We start from the raw sequence: 12,278 nt of genomic DNA on the forward strand, positions 1-12,278 counted from the left end.
CGTCCTCCATACCTGCTGGCCTTCCTGCACGCTTCGCCGCTCCGTTCCGCCGGGTTCCGGACCTTTGAAATTCAGACCCTTGAGAAACGTGTTGGCGGGGCAGGGGCCATGCAACCTGTGCAGTATAGCAAAAGACCGGCCCGCCAGGGTAGCCCGCGTGCGCGGGCCAGGCGGGCCGGTGTGTGGGGGCGTGCCGGGTCAGTTCGGCATGAGGGCCTGCAGGTCCTCGGGCGTGATGGTGCGGGTCTGCGCGCCGACGCTGGTGGCGGAGAACACCCCGGCGGCGTTTGCGGCGAGGGCGCTGCTGGCGAGCGTCTGTCCGCTCAGGACCGAGTGCGCGAAGGCGGCCACGAAGGCGTCGCCTGCGCCGGTGGTGTCCACCACGGCGTCCCCGACCTTGACGGGGTCGATGAGTTCCGTCTCCTCGGGCGTCCAGACGATGCTGCCCATCGCGCCGACCTTCACGACGACCGTCTGCACGCCGCGCCGTCCGAGCGCGGCGAGGGCCGTGCTGATGCTGGACGTGCCGGTCAGGGCGAGCAGTTCGTGCTGATTCAGGAGCAGGTACTCGCAGCCGATCACGGTGTCGAGCAGGCCCGTCCCGACGGCGTTCACGGCGCCCGTCCCGAGGTCCATGAAGGTCGGCACGCCCGCCTTCTTGGCGAGGCCGAGTGCCTTGACGGCGTACTCGCGTTGCGGGCCGCTGATGAGGCTGTACGCGGACACGATCAGCGCGTCGCTGCTGTCGATGTCCTTCTTCTTGAGTTTCGCTGCGTCCAGTTCGCGGTTCGCGCCGCCGTAACTGATCATGGCGCGCTTCCCGTCGGGCGTCTGCATGACGGTGATGGTGCTGGTCAGCAGTTCCGGGTCGCGCTGCACGGCGCTCTCGCTGACGCCGCTCTCGCGGACCTTGCTGAGCGCGTAATCCGCGAAGGGGTCCTGGCCGACGCGCGCGCCGAGCAGCACCGTGTGCCCCAGGCGGGCGAGCGTGACGCTGATGGTGCCGCCCGCACCGCCGGGCTGCATGGTGGCGCGGATGGGGGCGACTTCCTCACCGGGGGCGGGCAGGTGTTTCAGGTGGTACAGATGATCCACTGTCACATCGCCGATCACATAAAATTTCAAGACAATCCTCCGGGGCTCTGACAGGTCATGAAGGGTCTGATCATGAATCTGGGTCTGGCACACTTCACTTCAGGGGGCCGGGCCCTGCCGGGCGGACCGGTCCTGAACTGAGTCTGTGACCGGACCGACGAGCGGCTGGACCCGGCCCCCACTGCGTGTGCCGTATGTTATCACGTCCCACGCGCCCTTCCCGGGACGTTCCCACCCGGAGGCGGCGCTCCCGGGCACGCGCCAGGGTCAGGAGAGCAGGCGGTGCAGTTCGCGCATGGCGGGCAGCGGCACGTCCTCGGCACGCACGTCAGCGGGCAGGCCCGCCCCCAGGATGGCCGCGTCGAGCACTTCCGGCGCGTACCCGGCCATCCGCAGGTTGTTGCGCAGCGTCTTGCGGCGGTGATGCAGCGCCTGCTCCAGCAGCCGCACCAGCCCCTCGGGCGGCTGCTCGCCCGTGAAGTCCAGCCGCACCACGCTGCTCGTCACGTCCGGCGCGGGGAAGAACGAGCCTTTCGGCACGTCGCGCAGCAGTTTCGCCTTCCCGTGCAGCGAGATGAGCGCCGACAGGTACCCGTACCCGTCCTGGCCGGGCTGCGCGCCCAGCCGTTCGGCCACCTCGCGCTGCACCAGCACCGTCGCGCTCGCCACGCGCCCGCTGCGCATGAAGCGCGTCAGGAGCGCCGTGCTGATGTAGTACGGGAGGTTCGCGATGACGCGCGTGCCCGCAGGCAGCGACGCGTAATCGAAATCCAGCGCGTCCCCCCACACCACCCGCACGTCCAGGCCCGCCAGCGTCTCCGCCAGCACGCCCTGCAGGCGCTCGTCCTTCTCGAGCGTCGTGACGCGCGACCCGCGCTCCGCGAGTTCCCGCGTGAGAACGCCCAGGCCCGGCCCGACCTCCAGCACGTCCACACCCTCCCCCGCCCCGCCCGCCTCCGCGATGAGGCGCAGGATGTTGCCGTCGATCAGGAAGTTCTGACCGAGGCTCTTGGTGGGGCGCAGGCCGTGCCGTTCCAGCAGTTCGCGCACGGTACGCGGCGAGTACAGCTTCAGCGGCTCTTGGTGTTCGGCGGGATCGGGTGGGTTCGTCATAAGGAACGGAGCGGCGCGGGGCCGCTCACCGGACCGTTATACCACCGCGCACCACAGCATCCCGCGCAGGCATTACACTGCGCGGCACATGACCACCCCATTCGAGACGGGCCTCCCGCTCTCCGGCGTTCGCGTGGCGGACTTCACGCGCGTCCTCACCGGACCCTTCTGCACCATGCTGCTCGCGGACCTCGGCGCAGACGTCATCAAGATCGAACCGCCCGGCGGGGACGACACGCGCGCCTGGGGACCGCCCTTCCAGCAGAGCGGTCAGGGCCGCGAATCCAGTTACTTCCTGAGCGTCAACCGCGGCAAGCGCAGCGTGCAGCTCGACCTGAAAACCCCGGACGGCCTGGACGCCGCCCGCGCCGTGATCGGCAGCGCCGACATCCTCGTCGAGAACTTCCGGCCCGGCACGCTCGACCGGTTCGGGCTCGGCTGGGACGCCCTGCACGCCCTGCACCCGAGACTCATCTACGGTGCCGTCTCCGGCTTCGGGCAGAGCGGCCCGTACCGCGACCGGGCCGGGTACGACGTGATCGCGCAGGGCATGGGCGGCCTCATGAGCTACAACGGCGAGGAGGGCCGCCCGCCCGTCCGGGTCGGCGTGGCCGTCGCGGACGTGTTCGCCGGGAGCCTCATCACGCAGGCGCTCCTCGCGGCACTGTACGCCCGCGAGAAGACCGGACGCGGACAGCGGGTGGACGTGAACCTGCTGGAGGGCGTCATCGCGCTCGGCACGAGCCAGGTGAGCCGCTACCTCGCCGCCGGAGAGATCCCCGCCCCGATGGGCAACGACCACCGCAGCATCGTCCCGTACGGCACGTACCCCTGCGGGGACGGGTTCATCAACGTCGCCGTCGGCAACGACTCGCTCTGGAGGCGCTTCTGCGCGGCCCTCGACCTGCCGGACCTCGCCAGCGACGCCCGCCTGGACAGCAACGAGGGCCGCGTCGCACACCGCGAGGAACTCAACGCCGCGCTGGAACGCGGCATGGCCCGCTACACGCGCGCCGAAGTCATGGCGCGCCTCGACACGGCAGGCGTGCCGTGCGGCCCCGTGTACGACATGAAGGACGTGTTCGACGACCCGCACGTCCGCGACCAGCGCCTCGCCGTGACCGTCCCGCACGCCACGCTCGGCACCACCACCGTCACCGCCGCCCCCTGGAGTTTCGGCGGGGAACGCCCACCCGTCCGGCGCGGCCCACCCACCCTCGGCCAGCACACCGACGAGGTCCTCGCCGAACTCGGCCTGCCGCCCCGCCCCTGACCGGTCCCCTCGTGCCCTGAAGCGGCACCCGGTCAGCTCACGACAGGCCGTACACGCGCCGGGCGTTCTCGTCCGTCACGCGCTCCAGCTCCTCCACCGGCAGGCCACGCAGCGCCGCCAGGAACTCCAGCGTGTACCGCACGAACCCCGGACGGTTCGGCCGACCGCGCTTCGGGACGGGCGCCAGGAACGGCGCGTCCGTCTCCACCAGCAGCCGGTCCAGCGGCACCTCCCGCGCCGCCGCCTGAATCTCCGGCGCGTTCCTGAACGTCACGTTCCCCGCGAACCCGAAGTAATCCCCGCGCGCGAGCCCCACCTCCAGCAGGCCACGGTGCCCGGAGAAGCAGTGCAGGATCGCCGTCCCGCCCCCCCACGCCCCCAGGCACTCCATCACGCCCACGTGCGCCGACTCCTGCCCCTGACGGTCCCGCGTGTGGACCACGACCGGCTTCCCCACCCGGCCCGCCAGGTCCAGCTGCCACTCGAACGCCGCCATCTGCTGCGCCCGCACGTCCTGCGCCCAGTAATCGTCCAGGCCGCTCTCCCCCACCCCCACCACGCGCGGGTGGGTGGCCAGCGCCTCCAGCGTCGCGCGCGCCTCCGGCGAATCCTGCTCCGCCGCGTCCGTCGGGTGAATGCCCACCGTCGCCCACACCTGCGGGAACTCCTCCGCCAGCGCCACCGCCGCCCGCGCATGCTCCGGACTCGCCCCGATGCACACCACGCCCGTCAACCCCAACTCCGACAACGCCTCACTCGGCCGCTCGATGTAATCCAGATGGCAATGACTGTCGATCACGCCCGGAACCGTACCACACCCCACCCGAAGCACACAGGGACCCGCACACCACACACAGGCTGGGCCGGACGCAGCGACACCCGCCACACCCGGCCCGAACAAATCCCCCGGTCCCCGTCCAGGCCACACCCGCGCGCCCCGCCCGAAACCATCAGCGCACCCCCGGAATCCCCGGCCAGCAGTCGGGGACGGCCCCTCCCTTTCTCCAGACTCGGTGGGGCGTCTCTGGATTCCTTGGCAATCGGTCGGGGACGGCCCCTCCCTTTCTCTAGACTCGGTGGCGCGTCTCTGGATTCCTTAGGTCGTGTACTCCGAGTTGATCACCACGTACTCGCCGCTCAGGTCGCAGCCCCACGCTTCGCCGTGCGCGCCGCCCACGCCGAGGTTCACTTCGAAGGTCACCTCGTCGGCCTTCATGCTGGCCGACACGCTCGCCGCGTCGTACGCGAGGGGCTTCCCGGCGAAGACGGGCGTGCCCTGCACGCTCACGGTCATCGCTTCGACGTTCACGTTCGCGCCGCTGCGGCCCACCGCCATGATCACGCGGCCCCAGTTCGGGTCGTTGCCGTGCACGGCGCTCTTCAGGAGGGGGCTCACGCAGCAGGTGCGGGCCGCGGCGAGCGCCTCCTGTTCCGTCAGGGCGCCCGTGACGCGCACCGTCAGGAGCTTCGTGGCGCCCTCCCCGTCCGCCGCGATCTGGCGGGCCAGGTCGCGCATCACGCCCTCCAGTGCCTCCAGGAATTCCGGGAGGGGCACGTCGCCCGCCAGGCCGTTCGCGAGGGCGATGGCCATGTCGTTCGTGCTGGTGTCGCCGTCCACCGTGACGGCGTTGAAGGTGCGGTTCACGATGGCCGGGAACGCGGCGCGCAGCGCGTCCTGATCCACGCGGGCGTCCGTGAACGCGAACGCGAACATGGTCGCCATGTCCGGGTGGATCATGCCGCTGCCCTTCGCGGTGCCGACGATGACGGCGCCCGTGCTGAGGGTCGCGTGCGCCGTCTTGGGGCGCGTGTCGGTCGTCATGATGGCGGCCGCGAACGGCGGGACACTGGTCGTCATGTCGTCCGGGAGGTGCTCCAGGCCGCTCAGGAGGCGGTCCATGGGCAGCAGGTGCCCGATGATGCCGGTGCTGGCGGTCAGGACCTCGTGCGTGCGGGTGTTCATGATGCCGCCGAGCGCGTCGGCCATGTCGGCGTTGTCGCGCGCGCCCTGCGTGCCGGTCGCGGCGTTCGCGATGCCGGCGTTCACGACGAGTGCGCGCACGCCCTGCCCGGCCGCGTACAGGTCACGGTTGCGGGTGACGCAGGCGGCGGCGGTGGTGCTGCGCGTGCCCGCGAACGCCCACGTGCAGGGGACGCTGCTGACGACGCAGCTGAGGTCGGTGCGGCCGCTCGGTTTGATGCCGGCGGCGAGCGCGGCGGACTGGTAGCCCTTCGGGAAGGTGAGGGTGGGTGCGGTCATGGAACTCCTGTGGCGCGGGGCCGTGAGGGTCGGGTCAGGCGTGGTGGCCGGTGCCGAGCATGAGGTCGAGGTTCTGCACGGCGGCGCCGCTGGCGCCCTTGCCGAGGTTGTCGAGGCGCGCGACGAGGAGCGCCTGCGCGTGCGTGTTGGCGTACACGAAGAGCTGCAGATCGTTCGTGTCGTTGAGGGCCTGCGGGTCGAGGATCTGCGGGGCGTCCTGCATGGACTGCACCTGCACGTACCGCTGCCCGGCGTAGTGCCGTTCGAGTGCGGCGTGCAGGTCCTGTGCGGTGAAGCCGGTCCCATGCAGGAAGACGGGAATCTGCACGATCATGCCCTGCCGCCAGTCGCCGACGTTCGGCGCGAAGATCGGCGGGAACGTGAGGCCGCCGTACACCTGCATTTCGGGCACGTGCTTGTGTGTGAGGTTCAGGCCGTAACTCCTGAAGTGCCCGGCCATGGGGTGCTCGGTGCCCTGTTCGTGGGCGTCCACGAGGGCGCGGCCGCCGCCGCTGTAGCCGCTGAAGCCGGTCACGCTGACGTTGGCGTCCGCGGGCAGCAGGCCCGCTTCGGTCAGGGGGCGGAGCAGGGCGATGGCGCCGGTGCTGTAGCAGCCGGGGTTGCTGACGCGGGCGCTGGTCCGGATGGCGTCCGCCTGTCCGTGCGTGAGTTCCGGGAAGCCGAAGGTCCAGCCGGGCGCGGTGCGGTGCGCGGACGACGCGTCCAGCACGCGCGTGCGGGGGTTGTCGATCAGGGCGACGGCTTCGCGGGCGAGGTCGTCGTGCAGGCACAGGACGGCCACGTCGGCGGCGTTCAGCAGTTCGCGGCGCGCGGCGGGGTCCTTGCGGCGCTGCGGGTCGATGCTGAGGAGCGTCAGGTCCGTGCGGTCCTGCAGGCGGGAACGGATCTGGAGTCCGGTCGTTCCGGCCTCCCCGTCGATGAATACGGTGGGTGGTGTCATGTCAGTCCTCCCTGTGGGCGGCCTCGTCCGGGTGGCCCGGCGCGGGGCGGGCCTGCCGGTCGGCGGGGGTGAGGGTGTAGACGGCGTTGTCGGTCCATTCGCCCCGGTGCAGGTACGTGCCGACCTGCGTCTCATGGTGCCGGAAGTGCAGGCGCTGCAGGAGGCGCAGGACGGGCAGGTTGCGCGGGTCGATCTCGGCGCGCAGCAGCGTCAGGCCGAGCGGACCGAGGGCGTGATCGAGGAGGACGTTCAGGGCTTCGGCGGCGTACCCGTGCCCGTGGTGCGCGCGGGCAAGTGTCACGCCGATCTCGCCCTCGCGGCCCTGCACGTGGAGGGCCACGTCGCCGATCAGGGTGTCGCCGGGGCCAGGGGAGGCGGGCAGGGTGACGGCGAGCTGCGTCCAGCCGGGGTCGCCCGCCCGGCGGCCCTGCATGTCGGTCACGAGGGCCTGCGCGTCCGCGAGCGTGGAGGGCAGCGGCCACCCCTGGTAGCGGGCGACGAGCGGGTCGTCCCGGTATGCGGCCAGGGCGGGCGCGTCGCCCGGCTGCAGGGGCCGCAGCGTGACGCGCGCGCCGCGCAGGGGGCCGGACGCGTTCACCAGCTGGGCTTGAGGCTGCCCATCACGTGGTACAGCAGGGCCTTCTGCGCGTGGAGTCGGTTCTCGGCCTGGTCGAAGACGCGGCTCTTGGGATGCTCGGTCGCTTCGGGGACCGTCTCCTCGCCGTAGTGGGCGGGCAGGCAGTGCAGGAAGATGCCGTGCGGCGCGAGCCGGTCGAGCATCTCGGGCGTCACCTGGTAGCCCTGGAAGGCCTTGCGGCGCAGGGCGGCCTGGTCTTCCTGGCCCATGCTGATCCACACGTCGGTGTACAGCACGTCCGCGCCGTCGATGGCGGCGAGGTCGTTGGTGAGGGTGACGTCCGCGCCGCGTTTCACGGCGTCCATCAGGACCGCGCCGTTCGGTTCGTACCCGACGGGCGTGACGACCGTGACGGCGCTGCCGGTCAGGACGCCCATGTGGATGTGGCTGTTGGCGAGGTTGTTGCCGTCCCCGATGTACACGACGCGTTTGCCTTTCGCGGTGCCGAGCTGTTCCTCGATGGTCTGGTAGTCCGCGAGGAGCTGCACGGGGTGCAGCATGTCGGACAGGCCGTTGATGACGGGCACCGAGGCGTGTTCCGCGAGTTCCGTGAGGGTCTGCTGCAGGTACACGCGGCCCATGATGCCGTCCACCCAGCGTTCGAGGTTGCGGGCGACGTCGCTCACGCGTTCGCGCGTGCCGAGCCCGATCTCCTGGTTGGAGAGGGTGATGGCGTGCCCGCCGAGCTGGTACATGCCGACGTCGAAGGTGGTCCGGGTGCGGAGGCTGGCCTTCTCGAAGAGCATGGCGAGCGACAGGCCCGCGAGGGGTTTGACGGCCTTCCACTCGCCGCGCTTCATGCTGGCCGCGGTGTCCAGAACGGCGCGCAGTTCGGCGCTGCTCATGTCGAGGTTGGATAAAAAGTCACGGCCGGCCATGGCGGGGGCAGGCAGGGCGTCCAGGGTCAGGACGGTGACTTGGTGGCTCTCGCGGTCGGCGGGTGGGGTCGGTCCGGTCATAGGCTGAGATTATACATATTCACCGTCATTGCAATTTCATGCATGAACATTCGTGCCCGGACCGCCCCCGCCACCCCGGGCGTCAGAACACCATGGTCTTGTTGCCGTGCACCAGCACACGGTCCTCCACGTGCGCCTTCACGGCCCGCGCCAGCACCTGCCGTTCCACGTCCCGGCCCAGCCGCATCAGCGTCTCGGGCGTCTCGCGGTGCGTGACGCGCGCCACGTCCTGCTCGATGATCGGCCCGGCGTCCAGTTCCTCCGTCACGTAGTGCGCCGTCGCGCCCACCAGCTTCACGCCGCGCGTGAACGCCGCCCGGTACGGGTTCGCGCCGATGAAGGCCGGCAGGAACGAGTGATGGATGTTGATGACCGGCACGCCCACCTCCCGCAGGAAGTCGCCCGACAGGATCTGCATGTAGCGCGCCAGCACCACGAAATCCACCTTCCCCTTCAGCAGCGCGAGCGCTTCCGCTTCCGCCTGCGGTTTGGTGTCGCGCGTGACGGGAATCAGGTGGAACGGCACGCCGAACATCTCCGCGTCCCGGCGCATCGTCTCGTGGTTACTGATCACCATGGGAACCTCCACGTCCAGCTCGCCGCGCCGCTTGCGCCACAGCAGGTCCAGGAAGCAGTGATCGTACTGGCTCACCAGGATCGCCATGCGTTTCGGCTGGTCGCTGTACCAGATGTGCCAGTCCATCCCGAACGGCGCGGCCACCACCGCCGCGAAAGCGCGCTCGAACGGTTCACGCGCGAGGTCCAGGCCCTCGAGGTGGAACTCCATCCGCATGAAGAACTGCCCGCCCTCGGGGTCGGTCGAGTGCTGGTCGCTGTGAATGATGTTCGCGCCGTGGTTGTGCAGGAACTGCGACACGGCCGCCACGATGCCGCGCTTGTCGGGGCAGGAGATCGTGAGGCGGGCCGTGTTGGCGGGCTGCTGGAAGGACGGGCGGGAATCGGGCGTCGGGCGTGAGGTGGGGGTCGGGCGGGCGTCCTGCGTCATGGGACAGAGCATACCCCGCACGGCAAAACGCGCGGCGGGCAGGCCCAGACATGACGCCCGGACCTGCCCGCACACCGAATTGTCCCGCCCGCCACCCCAGCAGGGGCCGGGCGGGCGAGGCTCATACGGTTTTGATCCGATTCCAGGGATGCCGGGAACAGCACCGACATCCCTTCCACCTCCTCAAAACCGTACTTTTTGGTGCTCGCTTCGCTCGGCTGAACTCATGGAGTTCAGCTCAAAACCGTATCAGGCCTTGCCGACGCTGCCGAGCACGCGCAGCTTGTGCTCGATGACCTGACTCATCACGTCGCGCGCCGGTCCGAAGATCTTGCGCGGGTCGAACTCCTTCGCGTTCGCGGCCAGCGCCTCACGGATGCCGACGGTGCTCGCCAGACGCAGGTCCGTGTCGACGTTCACCTTGGCGATGCCGAACTGCGTGGCGCGCTCCAGGTCCTCGTCGGCAATGCCGGCCGCGTCACCGATCTCGCCGCCCGCCTTGCGGAAGCGTTCCACGATCTCCTGCGGGACGCCGCTGCTGCCGTGCGCGACGAGCGGAATGCCGGTCAGGCCAGCGATCTTCTCGATGCGCGCGTGATCGATGTACGGGCGGCCCTTGCCCTTGAAGGCGCCGTGGCTCGTGCCGATGGCGATGGCGAGGTAGTCGGTGCCGGTCTGCTCGATGAACTGCACGGCCTCCTCGGGGTCGGTCAGGAACGCGTCCTTCTCGTCCACGACGATGTGCTCCTCGATGCCGCCCAGGCGACCGAGTTCGCTCTCCACGCTGATGCCCATGGCGTGCGCGGCCTCCACGACACGCTTCGTCTCCTTGACGTTCCCGGCGAAGTCGTGGTGCGACGCGTCGATCATGACGCTCGTGAAGCCCATCTTGATGGCGTTCAGCGCCGAGGCGTACGAGCTGCCGTGATCGAGGTGCAGCGCGACGGGCACGGTCGCGCGCTGCGCGAGGTCCTTGACGATGTTCGCGAGGTCCTGACCGCCGTACTTGATGGCGCCCTCACTCATCTGCACCATGACGGGGCTGCGGAGCCGCTCGGCGGTGTGGATGATCGCCTGCGTGATCTCCATGTTGTTGGTGTTGAACGACCCGACGCCGTACTTTCCGGCGCGGGCGGGAATCAGAATGTCATTACCGGTTACGAGCATGTTTGTGCCTCCGTGCCCCAGGATACCGCGCGCCCGGTGGAGCAGGTTCAGGCGTCTAGCGCGAGCGCGGTGTGCGCGTCGCCCGGGGCGTCCCGCGGGTTCCGCCCCTTCGGTTTCAGGTTCGGGTCACGCGGCGGTGGAATCGTCAGGGCATGCGTCTCCCCCACCGTTCCCTGAAGCTGCTGCCCCTCGTCACGCTCGGCCTGTGCGCGGTCCTGCCCATGGCCTCGGCGAGCGGCAATCCCGCCCCGCTGAACGGCATCTGGACCCTGAGCGGCCTGAGCGAGCCGGGAGCCGTCCTGCGCGGCGCGCCCGTCACGGCGGACCTCGTGATCGTGGACGGGCGGCTGCACGGCACGCTCGGCTGCGGCCGGTATGAGGGCACCCTGGATGCCGCGCGCAACGCCCTGAGCGTCAAGGCGAACCTCCTGCCGCCCCGTGCGGGCGAACGCTGCCTGTACGCCGTACGCGGCGCGTTCCTGAACGACCTGAACGCCGCGCGGCAGTACACCGTCAGCCGCGATCACCTCGTGCTGTTCTCCGGCAGGGCCCGCCTGACGTTCACGCGTCTGGGCTTCGTGACGCCCGCCCGCAAGTGACGGCGGGCGGGGGGGGCACGGTCAGAACAGGCTCGCCTGCGCGTCCGTCTGCTCGTCCGGCCACCACTGCAGGCGCCCCAGGTCGCAGCGGCCCGACGCGCCGAAGGTGACGCCCTCGGCAGTGAGCAGGCCGCGCTGAATGTCCCCGAACCCGAGCCGGTCGGTGCTGACGGCGCCCTGCGCGTTGATGACACGCTGCCACGGCAGGTCGGTCCCGGCGAGGCCGCTCATGATGAAGCCCACCTGCCGGGCCGCACCGGGCGCGCCCGCCAGCGTGGCGAGCTGCCCGTACGTCATGACGCGGCCCGCCGGGATGCGCTCCACGAGGGCGAGGACGCGGGCACGAAAGGAGGCGGGGTCAGGCATGACGGTCATGGGTTCAGGATACCCTGCACCCGCAGCGCCGCCCCGGTCAGCCGATCAGGCCGAGGCCGAGGGCCGGGTCGCGCAGGGCGCTCAGGAAGGTGTGCTGCGGGAGGTCCTGCAGGCCGTGCTTGCGCCGGAAACGGCGGAAATCCTCGGCGACGGCCGGGTTGCTGGGGTCGCTGGCACTGCCACCGCTCGCCTCGACGTGAATGGTGACGCCCGCCTGCGGCACGCGCACGAGGCGCGTGAGGGCCGCGACCCGCAGGTGCCAGTCCCAGTCGTGGTAGTGCGGCAGGGCCGGATCGTACAGACCGAGCGTGTCGTGCAGCGCGCGGCGGTACGCGAGGCCGCTCATCAGGACGGGGTTGGTGCGGCGCAGCACGTCCCTGCGGGCCTCCAGCCCGAAGTAGATCTGTTCCTGCAGGACGCTCCCGGAACGCACTTCGATCAGCCCGTCGGCGTGCGCGGCCTGCTGGCCGTCCAGCGCGGCGAGCACGCGGCCCAGGTGTCCGGGGAGCCACTGGTCGTCGTCGTCGAGACAGGCGATCACGTCGCCGCGCGCCGCACGGACGGCCGCGTTGCGGGCCGCGACCTGACCGCGCAGCGCGGCGCGCAGCACGCGGACGCGCACACCGCTGGCCCGCACCGTGTCCTGCAGCTGCGCGGCGGCACTGCGGGTGTCGTCGCCGTCGTTCACGACGAGCACCTCCAGCGCCGGGTGCTGCTGCACACGGACGCTTGCGAGGGCACGGGCGAGCATCCGGGGTCGGTTGCGGGTGGGCAGGATGACGCTCACGAGAGGCCGGTCCGTCATGCGTCCAGCGTGCCCCGCGCACGTCATG

13 protein-coding genes are annotated in these 12,278 nt (G+C 70.5%); 2 read left to right on the top strand and 11 right to left on the bottom strand.

All coding sequences use genetic code 11. The annotated features are described in order from the left end of the window. Window positions 1–198: 198 nt before the first annotated feature. Complete coding sequence (locus IEY33_RS08080) at window positions 199–1,125, bottom strand: carbohydrate kinase family protein (RefSeq protein ID WP_188962097.1); 927 nt, start codon at window positions 1,123–1,125, stop codon at window positions 199–201. Between the two features lie 237 nt (window positions 1,126–1,362). Then, window positions 1,363–2,208: a 16S rRNA (adenine(1518)-N(6)/adenine(1519)-N(6))-dimethyltransferase RsmA gene (rsmA, locus tag IEY33_RS08085; protein WP_188962099.1), complete on the bottom strand. Its 846-nt coding sequence runs from the start codon at window positions 2,206–2,208 to the stop codon at window positions 1,363–1,365. An 88-nt stretch (window positions 2,209–2,296) separates the two neighbouring features. On the opposite strand from rsmA, the gene IEY33_RS08090 reads away from it, so the two are divergent. Further along, a complete protein-coding gene (locus IEY33_RS08090) occupies window positions 2,297–3,481 on the top strand; it encodes a CaiB/BaiF CoA transferase family protein (protein WP_188962101.1) in 1,185 nt (394 codons plus the stop codon). A 37-nt stretch (window positions 3,482–3,518) separates the two neighbouring features. Here IEY33_RS08090 and IEY33_RS08095 read toward each other — a convergent pair whose 3' ends face one another. The 7 genes from IEY33_RS08095 to fba all read right to left on the bottom strand — a co-directional run bounded on the left by IEY33_RS08095 (window position 3,519) and on the right by fba (window position 10,471). After that, window positions 3,519–4,280 (bottom strand): TatD family hydrolase, encoded by a 762-nt coding sequence (locus tag IEY33_RS08095; RefSeq protein ID WP_188962104.1) that lies wholly within the window; start codon window positions 4,278–4,280, stop codon window positions 3,519–3,521. A 297-nt stretch (window positions 4,281–4,577) separates the two neighbouring features. Further along, window positions 4,578–5,741 carry a bifunctional glutamate N-acetyltransferase/amino-acid acetyltransferase ArgJ gene (gene argJ, locus IEY33_RS08100; protein WP_188962106.1) on the bottom strand — a complete coding sequence of 388 codons (1,164 nt, stop codon included), beginning with the start codon at window positions 5,739–5,741 and terminating at the stop codon, window positions 4,578–4,580. A gap of 34 nt (window positions 5,742–5,775) precedes the next feature. After that, on the bottom strand, window positions 5,776–6,702 hold the full coding sequence (argC, locus tag IEY33_RS08105) for an N-acetyl-gamma-glutamyl-phosphate reductase (protein ID WP_188962108.1): 927 nt from the start codon (window positions 6,700–6,702) through the stop codon (window positions 5,776–5,778). A gap of 1 nt (window position 6,703) precedes the next feature. Further along, window positions 6,704–7,300, bottom strand: a complete 597-nt coding sequence (locus IEY33_RS08110; protein WP_188962110.1) for a GNAT family N-acetyltransferase — start codon at window positions 7,298–7,300, stop codon at window positions 6,704–6,706. Further along, on the bottom strand, window positions 7,297–8,298 hold the full coding sequence (argF, locus tag IEY33_RS08115) for an ornithine carbamoyltransferase (protein WP_373288018.1): 1,002 nt from the start codon (window positions 8,296–8,298) through the stop codon (window positions 7,297–7,299). Before argF ends, IEY33_RS08110 begins: the two co-directional genes overlap by 4 nt. Before the next feature lie 82 nt (window positions 8,299–8,380). Then, window positions 8,381–9,304, bottom strand: a complete 924-nt coding sequence (purU, locus tag IEY33_RS08120; protein WP_188962112.1) for a formyltetrahydrofolate deformylase — start codon at window positions 9,302–9,304, stop codon at window positions 8,381–8,383. Window positions 9,305–9,553: 249 nt separating this feature from the next. Continuing rightward, complete coding sequence (fba, locus tag IEY33_RS08125; protein WP_188962114.1) at window positions 9,554–10,471, bottom strand: class II fructose-1,6-bisphosphate aldolase; 918 nt, start codon at window positions 10,469–10,471, stop codon at window positions 9,554–9,556. Between the two features lie 152 nt (window positions 10,472–10,623). On the opposite strand from fba, the gene IEY33_RS08130 reads away from it, so the two are divergent. Continuing rightward, on the top strand, window positions 10,624–11,070 hold the full coding sequence (locus tag IEY33_RS08130) for an META domain-containing protein (protein ID WP_188962116.1): 447 nt from the start codon (window positions 10,624–10,626) through the stop codon (window positions 11,068–11,070). 21 nt (window positions 11,071–11,091) lie between these two features. Here the strand turns inward: IEY33_RS08130 and IEY33_RS08135 are convergent, their stop codons facing one another. Both IEY33_RS08135 and IEY33_RS08140 read right to left on the bottom strand, forming a co-directional pair. Continuing rightward, complete coding sequence (locus IEY33_RS08135) at window positions 11,092–11,445, bottom strand: MGMT family protein (RefSeq protein WP_188962119.1); 354 nt, start codon at window positions 11,443–11,445, stop codon at window positions 11,092–11,094. Window positions 11,446–11,482: 37 nt separating this feature from the next. Beyond that, window positions 11,483–12,250: a glycosyltransferase family 2 protein gene (locus tag IEY33_RS08140; protein ID WP_188962121.1), complete on the bottom strand. Its 768-nt coding sequence runs from the start codon at window positions 12,248–12,250 to the stop codon at window positions 11,483–11,485. Window positions 12,251–12,278 lie beyond the last annotated feature (28 nt).

Source organism: Deinococcus aquiradiocola (assembly GCF_014646915.1).
Classification (GTDB): domain Bacteria; phylum Deinococcota; class Deinococci; order Deinococcales; family Deinococcaceae; genus Deinococcus; species Deinococcus aquiradiocola.

Coding starts and splice junctions, on each gene's coding strand:
- IEY33_RS08090 (WP_188962101.1), top strand. CDS start 2,297: ATGACCACCCCATTCGAGACGGGCCTCCCGCTCTCCGGCGTTCGCGTG.
- argC (WP_188962108.1), bottom strand. CDS start 6,702: ATGACACCACCCACCGTATTCATCGACGGGGAGGCCGGAACGACCGGA.
- IEY33_RS08130 (WP_188962116.1), top strand. CDS start 10,624: ATGCGTCTCCCCCACCGTTCCCTGAAGCTGCTGCCCCTCGTCACGCTC.
- IEY33_RS08135 (WP_188962119.1), bottom strand. CDS start 11,445: ATGACCGTCATGCCTGACCCCGCCTCCTTTCGTGCCCGCGTCCTCGCC.
- IEY33_RS08140 (WP_188962121.1), bottom strand. CDS start 12,250: ATGACGGACCGGCCTCTCGTGAGCGTCATCCTGCCCACCCGCAACCGA.
- argF (WP_373288018.1), bottom strand. CDS start 8,298: ATGACCGGACCGACCCCACCCGCCGACCGCGAGAGCCACCAAGTCACC.
- rsmA (WP_188962099.1), bottom strand. CDS start 2,208: ATGACGAACCCACCCGATCCCGCCGAACACCAAGAGCCGCTGAAGCTG.
- purU (WP_188962112.1), bottom strand. CDS start 9,304: ATGACGCAGGACGCCCGCCCGACCCCCACCTCACGCCCGACGCCCGAT.
- fba (WP_188962114.1), bottom strand. CDS start 10,471: ATGCTCGTAACCGGTAATGACATTCTGATTCCCGCCCGCGCCGGAAAG.
- argJ (WP_188962106.1), bottom strand. CDS start 5,741: ATGACCGCACCCACCCTCACCTTCCCGAAGGGCTACCAGTCCGCCGCG.